Origin of the sequence: Peristeroidobacter soli (assembly GCF_004138485.1) — a bacterium.
Lineage (GTDB): Bacteria > Pseudomonadota > Gammaproteobacteria > Steroidobacterales > Steroidobacteraceae > Steroidobacter > Steroidobacter soli.
The window spans coordinates 435,213-457,055 of the sequence record NZ_RYEV01000006.1; the positions used below are offsets into that span (position 1 = coordinate 435,213).

Genomic DNA, 21,843 nt, shown 5'->3' on the forward strand with positions numbered 1-21,843 from the left:
TCCGGATGCCGCCACTGACGCCCATGACCACCGACGAGCCCGACGGCGAACCGCCCGTCGCGGCGGATCGCGCCGACTCGGTGGGCCGGTTGTTTCGTGAACATAACCGCTCGCTGGTGAGCTATCTGGCCATGCGCCTGCGCTCGGTGCAGGAGGCGAAGGAAGTGGCGCAGGAGGCCTACGTCCGGGTGTTGCAGCTGGATCAACCCGGCGCGGAAAGCTTTCTCAAGGCCTATCTGTTCAAGGTGGCGACCAATCTGGCGGTGGACCGGCTGCGTCAGCGCCGGCGGCGCATGCCGGTCATGGAGCAGGATCCGGGCGAGATCGAGCACGAAGTCGAGCTGGATGAGCCCGAGCGGGGCGCGCTGGCTCGCGAACAACTGCAGGCGCTGGTCGCCGGCTTGCAGGAGCTGCCGCAAAAGTGCCGCGAGGCGTTTCTGCTGTTCCGGCTCGACGGGTTGAGTCAGCAACAAATTGCCGAAAGGCTCGGCGTCACCGAACGAATGGTGCGCAATTACATCAACCAGGCATTGATTTATTGCCGGATGCGCGCCGATGGTGCAACTGAGCGGCAAGCCAGGGAGGGATTGAAGCGATGAGCTCCGCCGCGAGTACCGTGAACGAATTGCGGCTGACCCAGGCCGCCGAATGGCTGCAGCAGCTCGAGGCCGCTCCGCGTGACGAAGGGCTGCTGTCGCGCTGGCTGGAGTGGTGCCAGGCGGACGTGCGCAACCTGGAGGCGTTCGAGAGTCTGCAGTCGGTGTGGTCCGCGTTCGATGAGCCCGAAGTGCGCTCGGCGGCCGAGCGGGCGAGAACCCCGAAACGTGGTTTTTGGCGGCGTCCGATGACGGCGCTCGCCGCGTCAGTCGCCGCGCTCGGGCTCTGCGTGTCCGTCGTGGGCCGGGACACGTTGATGGGGTGGATCGATCCGGCGCGCGAAGTGCTGACCACGGAGGTCGCCGAGCACGGCAATCAGCTGCTCGCCGACGGTTCCCGAGTCGAGCTGGGCGGCAAGACGCGCATCGTCACCCGCTATTCAGATCACGAACGCTCGGTGGTCGTCGAATCCGGCGAAGCGTTTTTCGCCGTCACCAAGGATCCGCAACGTCCGTTTGTGGTGCAGGCAGGCGGCGTGCAGGTCACGGCCGTGGGAACGGCATTCAGTGTGAGGCGCACGATGGATCGCACTGTCGTCGCGGTCAGCGAGGGTGTAGTGCGCGTGGCGCCCAGCTCCGCGGCTGTCGGTCATCAGGTGCAACTCGTCGCCGGCGAACAGGTGTCGTTCTCCGCCGCGAGCAACAAGCTCAACATCGTTCGTATCGATCCGAAAGTGACGGAGAGCCGGCTCGATGGCGCGCTCAGTTTCGAATCGGAGCCGCTGCGCTCCGTGATCGCCGATGTCAATCGGTACGCCGCACGCCGCATCGTTCTCGACGATGCGGCGCTGGGGGATCGCACCTTCACCGGTACGGTGTATCAGGATCGGATCGACGATTGGTTGCGCGCGCTCGAGGCGGTCTTCCCGCTGACCGTGGTCGACAACGGCGCGTCGATCGAGCTGCGGCCGAGAGGGGCGACAGCAGGCGATTGAGTCGAGCGATTTCCGGTTTGTCTTTGCCCGTCGTAGTGAATGGATGTGAGCGACGCGATTGCTCACAAACAAACAATTATGACGGGGAGGTTGAATGTCGATCACCAAGGGTAGAGGAGCGCTGCTGGCCAGCGCGTTGGCACTGCTCGCCGGCACTGCTCAGGCGCAGGATCTGTCGCGCATCGTCGAGTTCAAGATCCTGCCGAATCAATTGTCGGCGGCCATCATCGAATTCTCGCAACAGACCGGCGTGCAGGTGGTGACGGCCGGTGAAGATGTCTCCCGCCTGTCGACCGCCGGCGTCTCCGGCAAGCTGTCGATTGCGCAGGCGCTGCAGTTGCTGCTCACGGGCACCGAGCTGCATTTCCAGGTGGTCGGCGAGTCGACGGTTGCCGTGCTCGGCCGCTCCGACAAGAAATCTCTGCTGCCGGTCTCGGGCTACAAGCTCGATCGGATCGCGATGACCAGCGACATCGACGTCTCGGGCGCATCGCAAAGCGCTTCGGGAATGCCGTCCCGAAAGCAGGACGGCGTGGAAGAGATCGTCGTCACCGGAAGTAACATTCGTGGCGCCGAGAATCATGCGGCGCCGGTGATCCGGGTCGAGCGTCAGGATATCGAACGTACCGGGTACGCCAGCACGCAGCAGCTGATCCAGAGTCTGCCGCAGAATTTCAGCAATGTGTCCGAAACGACGTTCGGCGCCATCAACGGCGGCGTCAACGAAACGACTTACGGCGGTTCAGGCATCAACCTGCGCGGGCTGGGCGCCGAGTCCACGCTGGTGCTCATGAACGGTCGTCGTCTCGCACCCAGCGGCGTGGGTTCCTATGTCGACGTGACGATGATTCCGTTGAGCGCCGTGGAACGCGTCGAGATCCTCACCGATGGCGCATCGGCGATCTACGGCTCGGATGCGGTGGCCGGCGTCGTCAACTTCGTACTGCGCCAGGATTTCTCGGGCGCGGAAACCCGCTTGCGTTACGGCACCGTCACCGCAGGCGATCACAACGAAACCCAGCTGGCGCAGGTGCTCGGGCAGTCCTGGAACTCGGGGCACGCGATGCTCGCTTATGAATATCTGCATCGCACGCCGCTCGACGGCTTCGACCGGGATTTCGTCCGGCCCAATGCGTTGCTGCGCCGGTTTGAGCCGATTCAAGGTCAGGATCGTCACAGCGTGCTGGGTACGATCAGTCAGAAACTCTCCGATCGCTTCGATGTGACGGCGGACGTGCGCTATAGCCAGCGCGATAGCTCGTACTACTACGACATCGGTGCGCTGTACTACACGGAAAGCAAGGTCGAGCAATACGGCGGAGCGTTGCAGCTGAGTGCCGACCTGGCCGGCGACTGGCAGGCGCGGCTGTCGGGGCAGCTCGATCTGACCGACGCGCAGGAACAGAGCAGTATTTTTTCGGCGAATCAATCCCAGACCTGGTCGACCGAGCTCGCCGCCGACGGCACCATCGTCAACATTCCGGGCGGCGCGATCCGGCTGGCGGTCGGCACGCAGTTTCGCGATGAAGAGTTCGAGGAAGGTCGCCGGTCGATTGCGAGCAAGCTGGCGCGCGATGTGGTTGCGGCTTATGCCGAGCTCAATGTTCCCTTGGTCGGCGTGAGCAATCGTCGCGGTGGTATCGAGCGTCTGGAGTTGACGCTTGCCGGCCGCTACGAGGATTACAGCGACTTCGGCAACACCTTCAACCCGAAGGTGGGGCTGGCGTGGGCACCGGTCGATGGCGTCAATGTGCGAGGCAGTTGGGGCACCTCGTTTCGCGCGCCGGTGCTCAGTCGCATCAATCCTGCGGATCGTACCGCCGTCTGGTATCAAGGATCGTTCATCGACTACGGCGGCAATACGACTGCGCTGATGTTGTCGGGCAGCGGCGAGAATCTGGGTCCCGAGGAATCGCGCAGCTGGACCGCCGGCTTCGACCTGACGCCGTCCGCGGTGCCGGGCTTGAAACTGGCCGTCACCTATTTCAACGTCGACTACGACGACCGCATCCGCACGCCCTTTCCTTCGGGCTACAACCTGTTCGGCGTGCTGGTGGATCCGACGTACGCCGCCATCGTTACCCGCAATCCGAGCCTGGAAGAAATCAACGCGTATCGGGCGCAGCTGCCGCGGTCCATGTGTTTCATGGCGAACGGCGCGTTCTTCAGCCCCTGCGCCAACCCGCCGGTGGGCGATGTGACCGCCATCGTCGATGAGCGCTGGCGCAATCTCGCGAGCGTGCAGATGGAGGGATTGGATTTCTCGCTGGGCTATCGCGTCAGCACTCAGACGGGCGACTGGGGCTTCGAGCTCGCGGGTCAGAAGCTGCTCGAGAGTCGCGAGCAACTGGTGGCGGGTGCGGAGTACACGACACAGATGAACAAGGCGTGGAGCCCGGTCGATCTGCGCTTGCGCGGCAATGTTTCTTACGCGCTGCGCTCGTTCAGCGTTTCCGCCTTCGCCAATTACACCGACAGCTATCGCGATGGCCGCAGTGCCCGGCTGGCGGGCGCGGGGCAGCGCGCCGAGGTCGGCTCCTGGCTCACGTTCGACGTGAGCTTGCAGTATGACGTGGGTCGCCTCATCGCCAGCGAGGCCATGCCGGAGCTGGCGCTGAGCCTCAATGCCATCAACGTGTTGGATCGCGATCCGCCGTTCATCAGCAGCCCGCTGGGAATCAATTACGACGGCGTGAACGCCAATCCCCTCGGACGCTTCGTCGGCGCTCAACTCGTCGCCCGCTGGTAGGAATCCCAATGAAACAGACTCAAATGAGAGCGGCCTCGCGCCGCTCGCTCGGCGTCGTCGTGTCTCTGTGCTTTGCCACCGTGCTCAGCGCGGCGGCGAGTACCCCGGATGCCTCGGCGCCAGGCAGGCGCACCGTCGAAGTCACAACCGACGAGGGATCGTGGATGTCCGTCGATGTGTCCGCGGACGGCAAAACTGTCATCTTCGACTTGCTCGGCAGGCTATACAGCGTGCCGATGGGCGGTGGCCAGGCGCAGCCGGTGGGGCCGCAGGATCAAGGGTGGGACTTGTGTCCACGCTTCTCTGCTGATGGTTCCCGTGTGGCGTTTCTCAGTAATCGCGACGGCTTTACCGATCTGTGGATCATGGATTGGGCATCGAAGCAGTCGCGCCGGCTCACTCAGAAAGAAATGTGGTCCGCCAAGGATCACGAGAAGTACGGCGTGAGCCGCTATGGCTTCGCATGCTCGCCGCGCTGGTTGTCGGACGGCAGCGCGCTGGCCGCGATTCCGTCGACGCGCTCCGGCCGCTTCGTCGGTTTCTTCCTGGCGGAGAGCGACGGTGCGCACAAGTTATTGGAGATGGCGCCGGTGGAGGGCGTTCGCTATCCGGTGGCGACGGCCATCGTTCCCTTGCATGAAAAGGATCGGGCCGCCGCCGCGATGACGCTGCATTCCGCGACGGGTTCGCGACGGGATCTGTTCTGGCTGAATCTCGACGACGGCAAGATCAATCCGTTGCGCGATCAGATGGCGCGCGGCTATGCGTTCAATCCCGAGCTGTCACGAAGCGGGCGGTTGCTTGCATACATTCAGCGTGAGAACAAGGGAGACAGCGCGCTACACGTGCGCGACTTGACTGACGGCAGCGATCGAAAACTCGCGGCACTCAGTGACATCGATGAGTTCGTTCAGGAGCAGGAGCTGCCGGGATACGCCTTCACGCCTGACGATGCATTCATCGTCATCGCCTACGGCGGCAAGCTGCATAAGATCGAGGTAAAGAGCGGCAAGGATCAGGTGATTCCGTTCCAGGCGACCGTGGTTCGCAGCGTCGCGGACCGCGTGCGGGCCACGCAGCGTCTCGTGGATGGCCCGGTGCCCGTGAAATCGCAGCGCTGGCCGTCGATTTCGAATGACGGGCGTGTGCTTGCATTCTCGGCGGCGGGCGCGGTTTGGGTGCGGCAGTTGCCGGACGGCAAGCCGAGGCAGCTCGGCGCGAGCACGGCGTTGAATACGATGCCGGCGCTGTCTCAGGATGGCAGACGCGTCGCTTATGTTTCTTTCGAATACTCGGAGGAGGCGATTGCTTCACGGGGTCGATTGCTGATTCAGAACCTGGATGCGACACAGGCGGTTCCGGCGATCGACGACGACGCAAGCTACTACTGGCCGACGTGGTCGCCGGATCGGAGCAAGCTCGCCGTGATACGTAAGTCTTCGGGTGAAGGCACGGCGCAGATCGGCTGGATCGATGTCGCAAAGAAGACGTTCCAGCCGCTGGTCGACGCGCCTCACTATGTATCCGAGGATTTCCGTGGCGGCGCGCCTCGCTGGCTCGCCTGGTCCGCGGACGGCAAGCGGCTGTTCTTTCAAAACTTCCAGGAGTGGCAACAGAACTTCCGTGCGTCGGTGGATGTGATGGAGGCTCGTCTCGGTTCCGCGCCGCGCACTGTCGCGCGAGCTGGCAACGATGTTTATTCCATCATTCCCTCGCCGGACCTGAAGCAGGCCATCGTCGTCGGCTGGGATCAGAATGCGTACGTGGTTGCATTGTCTTTGACGAGCGATGAGCCGCTGCAGATCTCACTCGGCATGCCGGGCATGAAGCGCGTGAGCGAGATCGGGGCGTTGTATCCGCGGTGGATGAACAACGAGCGCTTCACCTATGGTTGGACCGATCAGCTGTTCGAGTATCGACTCGGCTCGGCGGCGCCCGTGCGAAAGTCTCATACCGAGCTGACGTTGCCGCGTCGTCAGGGCGACGGTCTGGTTGCTTTCCGTAACGCGCGTCTCATCACGATGGCGGGCGAGCGCGGGGTTGGACCTGTGATCGAGCAGGGCACGATCGTGATCAAGGATCGGCGCATCGTTGCAATCGGCGCCACCGGCGATGTGCAGATTCCGGCAGGGGCGCGCGTGATCGACGCGACCGGCCTGACCATCATGCCCGGCCTGGTCGACACGCACTATCACGCCCTCAATCCCGAGACGCTGACTTTCTACACGCCGGGAAGCTCGATCTCCGGCGGTGCCAAGGCGCTGGCCTTCGGTATCACCACGCCGTTCGAGGCTGGCGGGGGTTCGGTTGACGAGGCATCCGACGACTGGCGCGTGTTGATGGAGAGCGGTCGCGTGCTCGGGCCCCGTTGGCGGTTCGACAGCGTGATCGACACGCACTACCTCCGGCCGTCGCCGGATCGGATGACGATTGAAGAACAGCGTGCGCAGATCCGCCGCAAGCAGGATCTGGGCGAAGGGCCGTGCCTGAAGGAAATCGGCGACCGCGATTTCATCCAGGCTCGTTGGCGTGCGCAGGCCGCCGGCGCAGAAGGCGGATGTGTCATTGCGCACGTTGAGGACCATTTGATGCATTCCCTGGCGCGCATGGCGGAAGGCATCCCGCTTCATCACAATACGCTGCCGGTGCCGATGTATCGGGATGTTCAGCAGTTCCTGCTGAAGTCCGATGTGAGCTGGACGCCTCACATGGAACTGCAATGGCATATCGACTTCCCGCAGGAGAGCCAGCCTCGCGATACCTTGCCGGAAGTGGTGAGCAAGTTGGAGCAGATCATGGATGCCGACGATCGCGCGCGCTTCGATCGGTTCTATCTGCATGGCAAGTTCGCATCCCGGATCGAAGCCGCCCGCAAGCAGCCGACCGACACGTTTCAACGCTCGCGTCGGCCGGCGTTGACCGCGGTCGCCAAGACGCTGCTGGAGGGGGGCATGCACATGACTCTTTCCGGTCACGACGCGTTCGGGGCGCCACTGCGCAGTGAAATGTTGGTCTGGCAGGACGGCGGTATCCCGCGCGAATACATCCTGCGTGCCGCCACTCGCGGTGGCGCGGAACAGCTCGGCTATCAGAACGACATCGGTTCGCTGGCACCGGGGATGATCGCCGATCTATTGGTCATGAAGGCGAATCCGCTGGAGGATGTGCTCAACAGTTTCCGGTTGAAGTGGACGGTGGTCGACGGCGCCGTGTTCGACAGCACGACCTTGAAGCGGCTGCATTAGACGGCGTCCGGTTCGCGGCGTCGCCAGTCCGGCCGAAAGCGAATTGCGAGCAACAATACTGCGATCGACGCCGGTAGCCAGTAGAGATCCGTCGGGGTCGGCTGGCGCCGTGCATAGCGTCGATCGCGTATCGCTTCGCTCAGCGACGCGGGCCCGGTCAGGTGCGCGTAGTTGAAACCGAGCTGTTGGGCGAGCTTTTGCAGATGCGGCTCGCGTACTGCGGACAGGTGTTCGATGGGAGGTGAGGTGGTGTCGCCCAGCGCGCTCGGCTGGAGGACCTCGTCGGCGCGCCAGTAACCCTGGCGATGTCCTTCCTCGTCGATTCTCGGAATCGGGCTGGGTGTGTAAGCGCCGGCACCGATGAGCCAGCCGTGGATGGTTTGTTTCGGCAGGTCGTCGAGGAGCGTTGGCGGATACTTGAGATCGAGCGGCGGTGCTTCCTGGCCGTCGGTGATGAAAACGACGTCGGCGCGGGGATTGGTTTCCTGGGCCGTCAGCACCGACCAATACACGCCCTTGGTGATTTCGCTCGCATTGGACCAGCGCATGCGGCCATCGATCTGGTCGAGCGAGGCGATCAAGTCGTTGTAGTACGCGCAGACTTCGACCGGCGCGAGTAACGGTATCGTCCGATAGCCGGTGAAGGCTGCCCAGCCGACGCGCGAGCCGCAGGGCAGATCGCGCAACAGACGACGAGCGGCTTCATGCGCGAACGCGAGGCGGCTGACGGGCGAGCCGTCGAGCCGGTAATCCTCGACATTCATGCTCTGACTGATATCGAACACGAGCAGGTAATCGTAAGTGTCGCGTGGCAGTTCGATGCGAGGCATGACGAGCGCAATCATCAGCAGTGCCAGCGCGAGCGCGATGGCGCGCGAGTCCTTGTCCATCGCCAGGCGCAAGGATCTCATGGCAGATCGATCCTCACGCCTTGCAGGGTGCTGGTGCTTTGCTCTTTCTTCGGCGGCTCCTCCTTCTCTTCGATCTCCGGCTCGAATTCCGGTGCGAGCAACAACGCACGGGAAAGATTGTAGCGGGCGTCCCAGTTCGCCGGCTCGTTGCGTAGTACGTCCCGATACTGCTGTTTCGCCAGCTCGACGAGCGGCAATGATCTGAAGGCCTCGCTCGCGCCGTTCTCGAGCGCGTCGTGCATATACAAGTTGCCGAGGTTGTAGCGGGCGGCCTGGCTCAGATCCTGGCGGTCGCTTTCGATCAATCCCTTGTATTCCTTCACTGCCACTTCCGACTCACCGGCGCGGGCCAGCGCCATCGCCCGTGCAAAGCGGGCTTCCGGCACGGCCGCGTTGAAATCCGATACTCGTGCGCTCGTTATCGCCGCGTTGGTGCGTTTGATCTGATCGAGGCGCAGGGCGTGATGGACGACGAGGCTCCCACACACGAGCGCGGCCAGAGCGAACGTGCGATGAACGAAGGATCGTTTCACGGCAAGCTCCGCAACAGCATGGACCGATAGGCCAGCAGCATCGCGCAGGAGAATGCAGCGATGGCGACGAACACGCGACTGTAATCCTGACGTGGAATCTGCTCCATGAAGTCGAGTGGCAGATTCTGCTGTCGCTCGACGTCGGCGACCGCTCGGGACAGGCTCTCGGGATCCTCTGCTTGATACACCCGATACGGCGTCTTCAACGTCTGGAAGAAACGATGCAGCGCCATCTCGGGCGCGTTCTCCCATCGTGGATCGGTGGTGTCGAGCATGGCGCTGTTATAGGAGCGCAGATAGATCCAGTAGAGCGCGATTCGATTGCGCGCCAGGCCGATGCGGATGCGTTTCATCATCTCGTCGTCCATGTTGGCGCCGCCGTCCGAGACCAGCAGCATGATTCGACTGCCCGAATACGCGCGCTGATCGAACTGCGCGATTCCCGCGATGAGCGCGCGACCGACATCGGTATCGGCGAGCCCACGACCGATGGCACCTGCCGCGATGCCGGCTTGCATGACCGGATCGTGCTGAGTGAACGGCACGACGGTCAACGGTCGATTGCTGAAATACAGCAGCGAGAAGCGATCGTCGGGGCGCCGGGCGACGAACTGTGACAACAGCTCGCGCGCCACCTTGGCTTTTTGCTGACCGCGGCCGAGGTGATACAGCAGCAGGCTCGGATCGATTTCCCGCCAGTTCGCCGGCAGCATCCGATCGTCCATGCTGCGACTCCGATCCAGTAGCACCAGGATCTCGGCCCCTTTGCCGGTCCGATGCACCTGGGTTTGCGGGCGCCCCGGCTGCGCCAGCGCGAAGATGCTGCTCGCCAGAGCGAGGACGGCGAACAGCGGCCAGAGCCAGCCGATGATGCGACCGATGCGATCCGACGGCAGCCAGGCGGTGGAAGGAAATGCGAGCGTGTCACGACGCCTGCGTAACAAGGGCAGCAGCGCGAGCGGTAGGAGCATCAGCAGCCACGGGTGCTCGAAGGCGAGTGAGCCGCTCATGGCGCGTGCTGCCGTTCGATTCGGCGCAGCTCACGACAGAGCGCACGCACGGACACGAGATTGCCCGGCGACCCGGCGCCGAAGAATCGCTCGTTGGATTGGGCGAAAAAACGTTCGATCTCCGCGCGCTGCGGTTGTAGATGCGGGGCGCGTTCAAACAAAGCGGGCAATGTCTCTATTTGCAGCACGCGACCCGCGGTCCGGTCGAAGGCGCGATGAACGGCTTGCCATGCTTCAGGGGCACTCTCGTCGAGACGGCGCAGTTGGTACAGAGCGCGAGCGAAGGGTCGATTGTGACTGTCCCGCCAATTTCGCCATTGCACCCAGGCGAGCCATGCGGCCAAGGTGACACCCAACGCGATCGACCAGAGAACGACACTCGTACGCGAGGGCGCAGTGTCGATGAGGGATACTTCGCGATCCGGTCGGAGGTCGGCGCCGGAGGCATTCGAAATCAGTGGAGCGATGCTGATCGGCGCGGCTGGAACCTTCAACTGCGTGCCCCGGGCTTTGATCTCCCAAGCTGGCAATTGAACCGTCGCCAGCGCCGGCGGCGCGTTGATCAGCTGATAGTCGACGACCAGCCAACGCCGTCCGTCAGCAGCCTTTTCAATTCTTGGCGGACGGCGTTCGAACCAGATGCTCACTCGCTGCGCCGGCGGGAGCGCGGCGGGTTCGAAGTTCAACAGCACTCGCTGAGTCACGAGGTCGCCAACGACATATCCGAACGGTCGCGGCTGCTCGACGACCGCCGGCGATGGCTGCTGAGCGGCGACGGCATCGGTGGCGATGGCTGTGCATGCCATCAGCAGCGCGGCCCGAAATATCTCGGTACGGCAGGTCATGCCGTGGCCTCGAAGAAATACTGGGACAGCGCTTCGTTGTCGAATTCGCCGCTGACATAGAAGGGACGAATGCCGTGGGCACTGAATAGCGCATTCAACTCAGCGCGGCGTCGTTCTATCGCTTCGTGCCAGCGCGTGCGCACGCTTGGTCGAAGCCATAGGGTGCTGCGGCGACCGCTCTCCACATCTCGCAGCGGTATCAGCCCGTCGCGTTTCGGCGGCTGGATCTCGGCTGGATCCCAGATGACGAGTGGCACGATGTAGGAGTGCGCGAGCAGATCGAGCACGACATCCAGTCGATCGAGCGGCCAGTGGAAATCGGAAGCGAGAAAGATCAAGCCGTGGCGTCCGGCCAGATGCAACGCGGCTTCTTCCAGTCCGTCGCTGCTTCCCGCCGTCCCTTTGCAACCGGTCAGCATCGAAGCCATCACTTCGCCGACGCCTCGGCTCAACAGCGCCGGCACGAACAGGTCGCGCCGTTCCTGAGCATCGAACGCGAGCATCCCGAGCGCATCGCCGACCCGGAAGGTGCTGTGTCCCAGTGCTGTGACGAAATCGGCCACGACTTGCAGCTTCGATTGGGGAGCGCCGAAGCTCATCGAGCTCGACACATCGGCGATGAGATGCACCGGCACGCTGACCCGCTGGCGATTGACTCGAACCAGCCAGTCGCCGCGAACTTCGCGCAAGCTGGCGCGAAGATCCAGACGGCGTGGATCCGGCCGGTCGTAAAGGCTCACGTGCGAGACGAATTCCTGGCCGGCACCGAGGCTCGAGCCGGGATGCGAGCCAGGTCGCCAGCCACCGGATCGGCGCGGCAATCTGTAGTGAAACTCGCGTGAGGTGCTCATCGTCAGCGCGGTGTCGGGACGTGTTCCAGGATTTGTTCGATGAGCGCCGGCGCGAGCAGGGTACGACGCAACTCGTAGACCGGCGTAAAGAACACTCGATGGCCGAGCGTCCATGGGGCCACGGCGTGGATGTCGGCGGGCGTGATGTGAGTTCGGCCGGCGAGCCACGCGACGACACGAGCGGCGCGCGTCAGAGACATCATGCCCCGCGGGCTCACGCCGGCGAGAATCAGTTTCGACATATCGACGCCGTCGAGGCGCACGCCGAAGCGCTCCGGGTTCTGGCTCGCATCCCAAAGATCCAAAACGTAACGCTCCAGCACCTCGCTCGCATGGATGCTGCGCTGGATGCCCGCACCGATCTCATTCAATTCCTGCCACGGCAGAATGGCCGGCGCCACGCGTTCGATCAGTCGATCGACATCGTGAAATTCGGGATCGAACACCAGGGCGCGGCGGATTTCCGGCTCGACAGGCGTCGGCATGCGCAGCTCGAACATGAAACGATCGCGAGCCGCGGACGCCAGCTCGAAGGTTTCCTCTTTCTCGACCCGGTTGCGGTCGGCGAACACGATCATGTGAGGGAATCGATATTCGCGATTGAAGGCCGACACGGTGCGCTCGGCCATTGCCCGCAGCAGCAGCGATTGCACCTGCGGGCGCGCGCGGTTGATCTCGTTGAAGAAGAACGTCGCCAGCCGCTCGCCGTGCCGGAGCAACGGGCCGGCTTCGATTCGGGGTTTGCCCTCGGCGTCGACGTAGGTGTGATAGATGAGGTCGCCGGGCATCAGATCGACGGTGCCCTCGACGCGTTCGAAGTCGCCGCCGATGGCGCGAGAGAACGCGCGCAGAATGGTGGTCTTGCCGACGCCGACATCGCCTTCGAGCAGGACGTGCCCGCGAGCGAACAGCGCCACGTTGATCAGCCGGATGGTGTCGCGCTGGCCGACGATGGCCTTGCCGACTTCCTCCTCGACCCGTAACGCCCGATCCCGCCAATCCTGCAGCTGTACGTCGGAAGCCATCGGACCCTCGCTGAGGAGACTCTACCGACCTGCGACACTGTGCCGGATCGTAGCACGCCGCTTCATGAGCGGCGTGCCCGGGGAATCTTGTTAGAAGTTTCGCGACAGACCGATGAGGATGGAGGCGCTGCCGTCGCTGTCCGGCTCCAGCAACGGGCTGTCCTTGATCTCGTCGGGCAGGACGCTGTATTTGAGAAAGGCGAACGCCGACCAGTTCCTGCCGAAGAAGCGCATCACGTTGATGCCGACGTGAGGAATGGCCGCGGCGTCGGGCTTGTAGTCCATCACGCCACGCGCGACCTCTTTGTCCAGCGTGCCGTAGTAGTAGTTGGCCGTGTCGTCCGACAGCCAGGTCACGCCGACATTGGGCGTTACCATCGTCTGGCCCCAATGCAGCGGGTAGCCATATTGCAGCGAGAATTGCTGTCCGCCGCTGCGGTCGGTGACGTCCGTCAGCAGCTCCAGCTCGATCTCGCCGGCCATGCCGCTCCATTTGGCGGTGACCCCCGCATCCAGGCTGTCATCGCGATCTTCCAGCAGACGATAGTCGAGGCCATTCGCGGCCAGCTGTTGCCGGCCGAGATCGTCGATGTCGAAGCCATCGAACTTGAACTGCGCGATGGCGGCCAGTTCGAACGCATCGTTGCGGATGAACTGCCAGCCGGCCCGGATGCCTTGGAAAAAGAATTTCTCGCCCTGGTAGCTGATGAGCGGCACGGGCATGACCCGCGTGCCTTCGCCGGCATAAGGGCTGTCCGATGCAACGGCACCCACGCCCAATCCCCAACGCGATGGCGGACCTGGCGGACCGTCGGGCGGAGCTTCCTCCGCGGCGGCTGTTTGCGCCAGCAAGGCGAGCAACAGGAGTTTCTTCATGACGACGCGATCCTCATTCAGTGGGGAAGCCACAGAATGAAGAGCCGATGTCGCGGAAATGTCGGGCGTCAGGGCGCGTCGGTATCGTTCAACAAACTCGCGCTCACGTTCAGCCGGGCGCGCGTGCCACTCGACGCAGGGGTTTCAATCGAGAGCTGCCAGCCGAATCGATCGCAGATCCGGCTGATCAAGAACATTCCGAGCCCTTGTCCCGGGATGGGCATGGCCGCGCGCAGACTGTCTCGATAGCGCCGCGCGGCTTCCACTGGATCGAACCCCGTGCCGGAGTCGGAGATACAGACGATGCCGTTGCTGATCGAGACCTCGATACAACCCTCGGTCGTGTTCTCGACGGCGTTACGCAACAGATTGCCCACCGCAATTCGAACCATGACTTCGGGGGCCTCGATGACGGTCGGTTCGAGGTCGGTGACTTTGAAACGCACGGCCTTGTCGGCCAGCAGATATTCATGATCCGCGACCAGTCTCGGCAACAGTGCGTGCACTGCGGTTATTTCCTGCGGGCCGGCCGAAGGCGAGGTCTCCCGTGCCAGATATAACAGCGCGACCATGATCTCGGACAGCGCCTCGACGGTCGTTCGGATGCGCTCCAGCGCCGGCCGCGCGGTGGTCGGCAGCCCCTGCATTCGTAATATATCGACCGCGCCGGCGATCACCGCGATCGGTGTTCTGAACTCGTGACTGGCCTGATCCAGCAGGCTGCGCTCACGCTCGATGAACTTCTCCACGCGCTCCAGGTGCGCGTTGCTGGCGCGCGCGATGATCTGGATTTCTTCCTGACGATAACCGGTCGGCAGGCGCTGACCTTTGATCGCCGGGTCGATGGCCTGCATCCGGAACGCCAGATCGCGGACCGGCCGCACCAGGTTGGCATGCAGCCAGCCGATCAGCGCCGCGATCATTGCAATGAAAACGATGCCCCACAGCGCGGTCATCATGGCGTCCCGATTCTGCTGCGTTTCCAGCTCGTCGATATCGAGATACGTAACGAGCCTGCCTCCGTCCAGCGGTGTGATCAGCGCGTGGAATGTTTCATCGAACTCGTCCAGATCCGTCCAGCCCTCCGAGGAGTGGTAGCCCAGAGGCAGCGGTTGAAGGAACTGCGGCATGCCCGGCGTGGGCGCATCGCCGTGAATCAACCAAGTGTGCAGAATGCCGGCATTGGGAAGTGGCGCTGCTGGGTTCGAGGCGCGCTGCTCGGCATAAGTCTGGGTCACCGACTCGAGGATGTTGCGCCAGATGCGGTGCTCGATGAGTGCCTGGCTACGATAGGTTTGCAGGGCCAGCGCGGCGGCGGCCAACAAGCCAAAGGCGATCAAGCCGAGGCTGATCCACCAGTGCAGGCTGCGGCTGTTGGTGTTCATCATGGCTCGTCGTTCAGGGCGCACAGCCGATAGCCGACGCCGGAGACGGTGTGTAACAGCTTGCGCTCCGAGCCTTGATCGATCGCACGACGCAGTACATACATGTGCGAGCGTAACAGGTCGATTTCCGGAGTCTCATCGCCCCAGGCCACTTGTTGCAGGCGTTCGCGGGTGACGACCTTAGGGCTCTCCCGCATCAGCAGTTCCAGCAGCGCGCGACTGGTTCGCGCCAACTGCGCCTTGCGACTGCCGCGAGTGACCTCCAGCGTCCTGAGGTCGAACGACAGGTCGGCAACGGTGAGGGCGTGCTCCGGCGCGCCGGCGTGTCGAAGCCGGGTCACGAGCGAGCGCAGCCGGATCTCCAGTTCCGGCAAGGCCACCGGCTTGACCAGATAGTCGTCCACGCCCGATTCGAAGCCATCCAGCTTGTCCGCCAGTTGGTCGCGCGCGGTCAACATGATGACCGGCACCTTTTTCTTTTCATCGATCCGCAAGCGGCGCAGGACCGTCAGGCCGTCCATGCGCGGCAGGTTCCAGTCGAGCACGATGGCGTCGTAATCCCGGGTCGCGGCCAGGTTCAGCCCGGATACGCCGTCGGGCGCGGCGTCCAGCGAGTGGCCGCAGGCTTCGAGATAGTCGTAGATGTTGGCGGCCAGCTGCGCGTTGTCTTCGATGATCAGGAGGGACAAGGAGGTCTGGTTCACGCTGCTTTCCGGGCAAACGGCACGGCCGATAGGATCAGCATGCGATGTCGTGCAAATGTCGGCAAGGGGCGGCGCGCCGGCGACATTTTCACGACACGGGCTCGCCAGCATCTCCGCCATGAATGGCAGCGCTTCCAAGCAAAAATCCCTGGCCGGGCTGGCGAGCCTGCTGCTGCTCGCCGGCTGCGCGTCGCGGGTGCCTGCACGCGATCCGAGTCATGACGTGCCGGATGAGTGGCACGCGCAGCTGCCTCATCACGGGCAACTCTCCGACCTGAGTCTTTGGTGGTCGCAGTTCAACGATCCATTGTTGTCGCGGCTGATCGAGGCCGGACAACGCGTCAGCCCTACGCTCGCGGAAGCCACGGCTCGTGTCGGCGACGCGAGGGCAAACCGAACCGCGCAGCGTGCTCAGCTTCTGCCTCTGCTGGACGCTGGCAGTAGCGGCAGCAGGGGACGATCCGACTTGGCTCAGCCGCTGGCCACGACCTCGTCGGCCAGTGTGAATGTGAGTTGGGAGATCGATCTGTTCGGTGCGAATCGCGCGGGCGCAAGCGCCGCGCAAGCGAACCTGGAGTCCAGTCGAGCCCGTTGGCATGAGGCGAGGATTCTGGTCGCGGCGGAGATTGCGAGGACGTACACCGAGCTGCGCCTGTGCGAAGTCCTCATCGATCAAGCCGAGCGTGAGGTCGAGTCGTATGAGCAAACCGCGCACGTCGTGAATCTGCTGGCGAGAGCCGGCTTCGAGACGAACGCCGCCGCGGACCAGGCTGGAGCCGGTGCGGCCCAAAGTCGATCCGCACTGATTGAGCAACGAGCCGGTTGCGATCTGCTGGTCAAGTCATTGGTCTCGCTGACGAGCGAAGACGAGACGCTGCTACGTCGGGATCTTCGCGCCAACGAGGCGACATTGCCGGTGCCAGTCGAACTCACGGTGGTCGCGGTTCCAGCAGATGCCCTCGCGCAGCGTCCAGATGTCTTCGCGGCGGCACGCGATGTTGAGATGGCCAGCGCCGAGGCGAGTCGAGCCGAGGCGCAGCGCTGGCCACGAATCACTTTGGCGGGAAGCATCGGCAACTTACGAATGCAGAGCGGTGGTGTCACGACAGATGGCCGTGTTTGGAGCGTCGGCCCGGTTGCAGTGACGATGCCACTGTTCGATGGTGGAGCGCGCAAAGCGAATGCCAGCGCTGCTCACACACGTTACGAGGCCAGCACTGTCATCTATTCGGCCAGGTTGCGTGAAGCGATACGCGAGGTTGAGAGCGCGCTCGTGTTGCTGGAGAGCACGGCGAACCGTGACAGCAACGTGGCTATCGCTGCGAAAGGGTTTGCAAGCTCATACGCCGCCGTCGACGAAAGATACAAGAACGGCGGCGCCAGTCTCTTCGAGCTGGAAGAAGCTCGTCGCAACATGATCGCCGCGGAGCGCGCGGTTGTTTCACTCCATCGAGATCGCATCGTTGCCTGGATCGATTTGTACCTCGCGGTCGGCGGCGATTGGTCACCGGATTCGATGCAAGCGTCTGCAAAGGTTGATCGACCATGAAACCATTGTCCAAGCCCGTGCTCGTCGGCAGCGTCGTTGCCGCGATGGCCGTGAGCATCTTGCTGGCACGTGCGAGCGGCGATGGAGTAGAGCAGGAAGAGGTGACCAATCCAGCGCTCACGGTGACGGCGATCAGCCCTCAGCAGTCATCGCTGCCCATTCGCATCTCGGCCACAGGAAACATTGCCGCCTGGGAGGAGGCCAGCATCGGCACCGAGGCGGAAGGCCTGCGGCTGATCGAAGTGAGGGTGAACGTGGGCGATCAGGTGAAGCGCGGCCAGGTGCTGGCGATGTTCGCCGCCGAGACCGTGACTGCCGAACTCGCGGAGGCTCGAGCCGTAGCGGAGGAGGCGGCGGCGACACTCACCGAGGCGGAGGCAAATGCTCAGCGCGCTCGCGTGTTGGATGCGACCGGCGCAATGTCGGTGCAACAGATCAATCAATATGTCACTGCCGAACGCGCGGCACGCGCGAGATGGGAAGCGGCGAAGGCCATCGAACAACGACATCGGCTGAGGTTGGCGCAAACTCAGGTGCTGGCGCCGGACGATGGCCTCGTGTCGTCACGAACTGCCACAGTGGGCGCCGTTCTGCCCGCGGGACAGGAGTTGTTTCGCCTGATCCGCAAAGGACGATTGGAGTGGCGCGCCGAAGTCGCGACGGGCGATCTGGCGAAGCTGTCGCCGGGGCAGAAAGTGCACATCACCCTCGTCGGCGATCGAGTGATCGAGGGCCAGCTCAGAGTCGTCGCGCCAGCCATCGACACGCAGACACGCAACGGCCTGGTCTACGTCGATCTGCCCGTGACCGATGGCGGGCAGGTGCGCGCAGGCATGTATGTTCGCGGCTACTTTGAAACGGGCATCGACGCGGCGTTGACGTTGCCGCAGAGTGCCGTGCTGCTGCGTGATGGCTTCAGCTATGTGCTGCGGATCGGCCGGGACTCCAGGGTCATCCAGACCAAGGTGTCCGTGGGCCGCAGGGCGGGCGATCGTGTCGAAATCATCGGTGGGCTCGATCCCGCCGAGCGGGTCGTCGAATCCGGCGGCAGCTTTCTGAGCGACGGCGATCGGGTCCGTGAAGAACCGCGGCCCGGCGTCGCGATCTGAGCGGGATCAACGCATGAGCACCAATGTTTCTTCGTGGGCGATCCGGAATCCGACCGCCACCGTGCTGTTGTTCGTCCTGCTGACCTTCGTCGGCCTGATGGGCTTTCAGGCCATGAAAGTGCAGAACTTCCCCGACATCGAGCTGCCTCGGGTCACGGTGACGGCGGAGTTGCCGGGGGCATCGCCTTCGCAGCTCGAGAACGACGTCGTGCGCAAGATCGAGAATGCCCTGGCCACTACCCAGGGCATCAAGCACATCGAGAGCTCACTCACCGACGGCTCCGCCAGCATCACGGTCGACTTCCGTATCGAGAAGCCGCTGCAAGAGGCGCTGGACGATGTACGCGATGCCGTGTCACGCATTCGCGCCGATCTTCCAGCCGCGCTGCGCGATCCCGTCATCAAGAAAGTGGAGCTGGCCGGCGCGCCGATCCTGACCTACACGCTCGCCTCATCGCGAATGGATGATGAAGCGCTGTCCTGGTTTGTCGACAATCAGATCAATAAGCGTCTGTTGGCCGTGCCGGGCGTGGGGGCGGTGTCACGGGTGGGCGGTGTGACGCGGGAGGTGCGCGTCGATCTGGATCCGGTGCGATTGCTGGCGCTCAACGCGACGGCGGCCGACATTTCACGGCAGCTGCGAGAGTCGCAGCAAGAGGCGTCAGGTGGCCGAGTCGACTTCGGTGGTGTCGAGCAATCGGTGCGGGCGATTGCAACGGTGGCCACGGCGCAAGAGATCGCGCAGCTGGAGATTTCGCTGAGCGACGGCCGCCGTCTGCGATTGGACCAGGTGGCAACCATTGCCGACACGATTGCCGAGCCCAGGTCGCGCGCGCTGTTGAATGGCGAACCGGTCGTCGGATTCGAGATCACGCGGGCAAGAGGCGCCGGTGAGATCGAAGTCGCTGACGGCGTGCGCGCGGCGCTCGATGAAATAAAGCAGAGCAATGCCGAGGTGACGATTACCGAAAGCTTCAACTTCGTCGATCCCGTCGTGGAGAACTACGACGGTTCGATGATGTTGCTCTACGAAGGCGCGGCGTTGGCGATCGTCGTGGTATTCCTGTTCCTGCGGGACTGGCGTGCCACGCTCATCGCGGCGGTCGCTTTGCCGCTCTCGGCCATCCCGACCTTCGCCGTCATGCATCTGATGGGCTTCACGGCCAACACCGTATCGCTGCTGGCGCTGTCGTTGGTGATCGGTGTGCTGGTCGACGATGCCATCGTTGAAATCGAGAACATCGAGCGGCATCTGTTGATGGGCAAGTCTCCGTATCGGGCGGCCATGGAAGCGGCGGATGAGATCGGCCTGGCGGTCATCGCGACGACGTTCACGTTGATCGCCGTGTTCCTGCCCACTTCGCTCATGGGTGGCATCGTCGGCAAGTACTTCGTCCAGTTCGGCTGGACCGCGGCCATTGCCGTGTTCTTCTCGCTCGTGGTCGCTCGCATGCTGACGCCCATGATGGCGGCGTATCTGCTCAAGGCGCCGACATCTCCTGCAAACGAACACGCAGAGCCGCGATGGATCACCCAGTATCTGTCCCTGGCGAAACTCTGTCTGCGACATCGCTTCGTTACGATACTGGCTGTCTGCATATTCCTCGGCGGCGGCTTGGGACTGGCGATGCTGCTGCCCGGTGAGTTCATTCCGCCGGACGATGGTTCGCAGACGCAGGTCACGCTGTCGCTGCCGCCGGGTAGCAAGCTCGCGGACACGACGGCGATGGCCGAGCGGGCGCGAGCCATCCTGCAGCGGAACGAACACGTGAAGATGGTGTACACGGCCATTGGCGGCGGCAGCGCAGGCACCGATCCAAGCGACGCGGAAACTGCGCCGGCCGCCAATGTCACAACGGCGGTGCTGACGATCAATCTCACTCATCGCAGTGATCGTCCCGGTCTGCAAAGGCAAGCGATCGAGTCCGAGCTTCGCCAGGCGCTCGCGGCACTGCCTGGTGTGCGTATCAAGGTGGGAATGGGCGGTTCCGGTGAGAACTTCATGTTGGTCATGGCCGCGGAGGACAGCCAGCGCCTGGCACAGCACGCGGCCCAGGTCGAGCGTGAGCTGCGAACGATTCCTGGGATTGGCGCGGTGACGTCATCCTCGAGCCTGGTTCGTCCGGAGCTGGTGATCCGTCCCGATTTCGCTCGCGCTGCCGATCTTGGAGTGACGTCAGCGGCAATCGCCGAGACGTTGCGAGTCGCGACGTTGGGGGACTATGACCAGGATCTCGCGAAACTCAATCTCAGTGAGCGACAGGTGCCAGTAGTCGTGAGGCTCACGGACGCTGCACGCGACGACTTGGAAACATTGCGTCGCCTGCCCGTGCCGGGCGCGCGCGGTCCAGTGCCGCTGGAAAGCGTTGCCTCGCTGCAGATGGCAAGCGGGCCGTCGCAGATCACTCGCTATGACCGCATGCGCAACGTTACTTTCGAAGTCGAGCTCAATGACCGTGCGTTGGGTGACATCGAGGAAGCTGCGCTCGCGCTGCCCAGCCTGAAGCGTCCGCCACGAGGAATCGTCCTCACATCCGCGGGAGATGCGGAGGCGATGGGTGAGCTGGCGGCCGGCTTCGCATTGGCCATGCTGACGGGAGTTCTGTGCATCTACATGGTGCTGGTCCTGCTGCTCAAGGACTTCGCGCAACCGGTTACCGTGTTGGCTGCGCTGGTGTTGTCCATTCCCGGGGCCTTCCTCGCGCTGTTCCTGACGGGATCGGGGCTGTCGATGCCGGCGATGATCGGGTTGCTCATGCTGATGGGCATCGTCACCAAGAACTCCATTCTGTTGCTCGACTACATCGTGATTGCGCGCCGGGATCACCAGCTGGATCGCTGGGAGGCCATCGTCGATGCCTGCCGCAAGCGGGCGCGCCCGATCGTCATGACCACGATCGCGATGGGCGCGGGCATGTTGCCCATCGCGTTCGGGCTGGGCGCCGACCCAAGCTTCCGCTCGCCCATGGCCGTCGTCGTGATCGGCGGACTGATCACGTCGACGTGCCTGAGCCTGCTGGTGATCCCGGTGGTTTACAGCTATCTGGACGACGCGGTCACCTGGGGCATGTCGATCGTCGCGACCGCACGTGCGACCGCACCTTCACGACATTCCTTGAACGCGAACTCGACGCGAGCCGGCATCAAGTCGTAAGCCACGTGGCGTCGCGGATCGCCGCCACAGACACGGTAGGCCGCGTCCTTGATTCGAACCATCAGGACCTGGGCATCCTGCTCGCGAGTGAGATCGAGGTCCGCGTAATTCACGTTCTCGCTCAACAGCTGTCGGGTCGTTCCCGGCCGCGGCGCGGCCTGTGCGGCCTGGAAAGCGAGGCAAGCGAGTGCAAGTCCTGCGAAAGCGCATTTCATGATCGGGGCTCCTGAGGGCTGGGGGGGTCGGTACGGTCCCAGTGTCGGCAACCCTCGTTAGAAAAGAGTGAGCCCCGGCGTGAAAGAAGCG

General features: G+C 63.4%; 17 protein-coding genes. 7 read left to right on the forward strand and 10 right to left on the reverse strand.

The window, feature by feature from the left end:
• Positions 1-5 precede the first annotated feature (5 nt).
• The 4 genes from EKO19_RS28290 to EKO19_RS28305 all read left to right on the forward strand — a co-directional run bounded on the left by EKO19_RS28290 (position 6) and on the right by EKO19_RS28305 (position 7,585).
• Complete coding sequence (locus EKO19_RS28290) at positions 6-599, forward strand: RNA polymerase sigma factor (RefSeq protein ID WP_129780738.1); 594 nt, start codon at positions 6-8, stop codon at positions 597-599.
• The gene (locus tag EKO19_RS28295; RefSeq protein ID WP_129780739.1) at positions 596-1,591 is read left to right on the forward strand and encodes a FecR family protein; all 996 of its coding nucleotides are present in this window, start codon (positions 596-598) and stop codon (positions 1,589-1,591) included. Before EKO19_RS28290 ends, EKO19_RS28295 begins: the two co-directional genes overlap by 4 nt.
• 94 nt (positions 1,592-1,685) lie before the next feature.
• Positions 1,686-4,340 carry a TonB-dependent receptor gene (locus tag EKO19_RS28300; protein WP_129780740.1) on the forward strand — a complete coding sequence of 885 codons (2,655 nt, stop codon included), beginning with the start codon at positions 1,686-1,688 and terminating at the stop codon, positions 4,338-4,340.
• A gap of 8 nt (positions 4,341-4,348) precedes the next feature.
• On the forward strand, positions 4,349-7,585 hold the full coding sequence (locus EKO19_RS28305) for an amidohydrolase family protein (RefSeq protein WP_129780741.1): 3,237 nt from the start codon (positions 4,349-4,351) through the stop codon (positions 7,583-7,585).
• On the opposite strand, the gene EKO19_RS28310 is transcribed toward EKO19_RS28305, so the two are convergent.
• From EKO19_RS28310 to EKO19_RS28350, 9 genes are all read right to left on the reverse strand, one after another.
• The gene (locus EKO19_RS28310; protein WP_129780742.1) at positions 7,582-8,496 is read right to left on the reverse strand and encodes a vWA domain-containing protein; all 915 of its coding nucleotides are present in this window, start codon (positions 8,494-8,496) and stop codon (positions 7,582-7,584) included. The two genes, EKO19_RS28305 and EKO19_RS28310, sit on opposite strands and share 4 nt — an antisense overlap.
• On the reverse strand, positions 8,493-9,029 hold the full coding sequence (locus tag EKO19_RS28315) for a tetratricopeptide repeat protein (RefSeq protein ID WP_129780743.1): 537 nt from the start codon (positions 9,027-9,029) through the stop codon (positions 8,493-8,495). Before EKO19_RS28315 ends, EKO19_RS28310 begins: the two co-directional genes overlap by 4 nt.
• Positions 9,026-10,039: a vWA domain-containing protein gene (locus tag EKO19_RS28320; protein ID WP_129780744.1), complete on the reverse strand. Its 1,014-nt coding sequence runs from the start codon at positions 10,037-10,039 to the stop codon at positions 9,026-9,028. Before EKO19_RS28320 ends, EKO19_RS28315 begins: the two co-directional genes overlap by 4 nt.
• Entirely contained in the window at positions 10,036-10,884 is an 849-nt protein-coding gene (locus EKO19_RS28325) for a hypothetical protein (RefSeq protein ID WP_129780745.1), read from the reverse strand. The genes EKO19_RS28320 and EKO19_RS28325 overlap by 4 nt, the downstream gene beginning before the upstream one ends.
• Positions 10,881-11,735, reverse strand: coding sequence for a DUF58 domain-containing protein (locus EKO19_RS28330; RefSeq protein WP_129780746.1), 855 nt, complete (start codon positions 11,733-11,735; stop codon positions 10,881-10,883). The genes EKO19_RS28325 and EKO19_RS28330 overlap by 4 nt, the downstream gene beginning before the upstream one ends.
• Before the next feature lie 2 nt (positions 11,736-11,737).
• Complete coding sequence (locus tag EKO19_RS28335; RefSeq protein ID WP_129780747.1) at positions 11,738-12,760, reverse strand: AAA family ATPase; 1,023 nt, start codon at positions 12,758-12,760, stop codon at positions 11,738-11,740.
• 90 nt (positions 12,761-12,850) lie between these two features.
• Positions 12,851-13,636 carry a MipA/OmpV family protein gene (locus EKO19_RS28340; protein ID WP_129780748.1) on the reverse strand — a complete coding sequence of 262 codons (786 nt, stop codon included), beginning with the start codon at positions 13,634-13,636 and terminating at the stop codon, positions 12,851-12,853.
• A 68-nt stretch (positions 13,637-13,704) separates the two neighbouring features.
• Positions 13,705-15,021 carry a sensor histidine kinase gene (locus EKO19_RS28345; RefSeq protein WP_217705666.1) on the reverse strand — a complete coding sequence of 439 codons (1,317 nt, stop codon included), beginning with the start codon at positions 15,019-15,021 and terminating at the stop codon, positions 13,705-13,707.
• Positions 15,021-15,725 carry a response regulator transcription factor gene (locus EKO19_RS28350; RefSeq protein WP_407676668.1) on the reverse strand — a complete coding sequence of 235 codons (705 nt, stop codon included), beginning with the start codon at positions 15,723-15,725 and terminating at the stop codon, positions 15,021-15,023. Before EKO19_RS28350 ends, EKO19_RS28345 begins: the two co-directional genes overlap by 1 nt.
• A gap of 55 nt (positions 15,726-15,780) precedes the next feature.
• On the opposite strand from EKO19_RS28350, the gene EKO19_RS28355 reads away from it, so the two are divergent.
• From EKO19_RS28355 to EKO19_RS28365, 3 genes are read left to right on the forward strand one after another with little or no spacing between them, the layout of a single operon-like run.
• Positions 15,781-17,274 carry an efflux transporter outer membrane subunit gene (locus tag EKO19_RS28355; protein WP_217705667.1) on the forward strand — a complete coding sequence of 498 codons (1,494 nt, stop codon included), beginning with the start codon at positions 15,781-15,783 and terminating at the stop codon, positions 17,272-17,274.
• On the forward strand, positions 17,271-18,383 hold the full coding sequence (locus EKO19_RS28360; protein WP_129780751.1) for an efflux RND transporter periplasmic adaptor subunit: 1,113 nt from the start codon (positions 17,271-17,273) through the stop codon (positions 18,381-18,383). Before EKO19_RS28355 ends, EKO19_RS28360 begins: the two co-directional genes overlap by 4 nt.
• 13 nt (positions 18,384-18,396) lie before the next feature.
• Positions 18,397-21,537: an efflux RND transporter permease subunit gene (locus EKO19_RS28365; protein WP_129780752.1), complete on the forward strand. Its 3,141-nt coding sequence runs from the start codon at positions 18,397-18,399 to the stop codon at positions 21,535-21,537.
• Here EKO19_RS28365 and EKO19_RS40025 read toward each other — a convergent pair.
• On the reverse strand, positions 21,423-21,752 hold the full coding sequence (locus EKO19_RS40025) for a UrcA family protein (RefSeq protein ID WP_129780753.1): 330 nt from the start codon (positions 21,750-21,752) through the stop codon (positions 21,423-21,425). The two genes, EKO19_RS28365 and EKO19_RS40025, sit on opposite strands and share 115 nt — an antisense overlap.
• Positions 21,753-21,843 lie beyond the last annotated feature (91 nt).

Bases quoted from the DNA above. Each gene is read 5' to 3' on its own strand.
- EKO19_RS28340 (WP_129780748.1), bottom strand. From the start codon at position 13,636: ATGAAGAAACTCCTGTTGCTCGCCTTGCTGGCGCAAACAGCCGCCGCG.
- EKO19_RS28355 (WP_217705667.1), top strand. From the start codon at position 15,781: ATGTCGGCAAGGGGCGGCGCGCCGGCGACATTTTCACGACACGGGCTC.
- EKO19_RS28360 (WP_129780751.1), top strand. From the start codon at position 17,271: ATGAAACCATTGTCCAAGCCCGTGCTCGTCGGCAGCGTCGTTGCCGCG.
- EKO19_RS28330 (WP_129780746.1), bottom strand. From the start codon at position 11,735: ATGAGCACCTCACGCGAGTTTCACTACAGATTGCCGCGCCGATCCGGT.
- EKO19_RS28320 (WP_129780744.1), bottom strand. From the start codon at position 10,039: ATGAGCGGCTCACTCGCCTTCGAGCACCCGTGGCTGCTGATGCTCCTA.
- EKO19_RS28335 (WP_129780747.1), bottom strand. From the start codon at position 12,760: ATGGCTTCCGACGTACAGCTGCAGGATTGGCGGGATCGGGCGTTACGG.
- EKO19_RS28295 (WP_129780739.1), top strand. From the start codon at position 596: ATGAGCTCCGCCGCGAGTACCGTGAACGAATTGCGGCTGACCCAGGCC.
- EKO19_RS28300 (WP_129780740.1), top strand. From the start codon at position 1,686: ATGTCGATCACCAAGGGTAGAGGAGCGCTGCTGGCCAGCGCGTTGGCA.
- EKO19_RS40025 (WP_129780753.1), bottom strand. From the start codon at position 21,752: ATGAAATGCGCTTTCGCAGGACTTGCACTCGCTTGCCTCGCTTTCCAG.
- EKO19_RS28310 (WP_129780742.1), bottom strand. From the start codon at position 8,496: ATGAGATCCTTGCGCCTGGCGATGGACAAGGACTCGCGCGCCATCGCG.
- EKO19_RS28290 (WP_129780738.1), top strand. From the start codon at position 6: ATGCCGCCACTGACGCCCATGACCACCGACGAGCCCGACGGCGAACCG.
- EKO19_RS28365 (WP_129780752.1), top strand. From the start codon at position 18,397: ATGAGCACCAATGTTTCTTCGTGGGCGATCCGGAATCCGACCGCCACC.
- EKO19_RS28345 (WP_217705666.1), bottom strand. From the start codon at position 15,021: ATGAACACCAACAGCCGCAGCCTGCACTGGTGGATCAGCCTCGGCTTG.
- EKO19_RS28325 (WP_129780745.1), bottom strand. From the start codon at position 10,884: ATGACCTGCCGTACCGAGATATTTCGGGCCGCGCTGCTGATGGCATGC.
- EKO19_RS28305 (WP_129780741.1), top strand. From the start codon at position 4,349: ATGAAACAGACTCAAATGAGAGCGGCCTCGCGCCGCTCGCTCGGCGTC.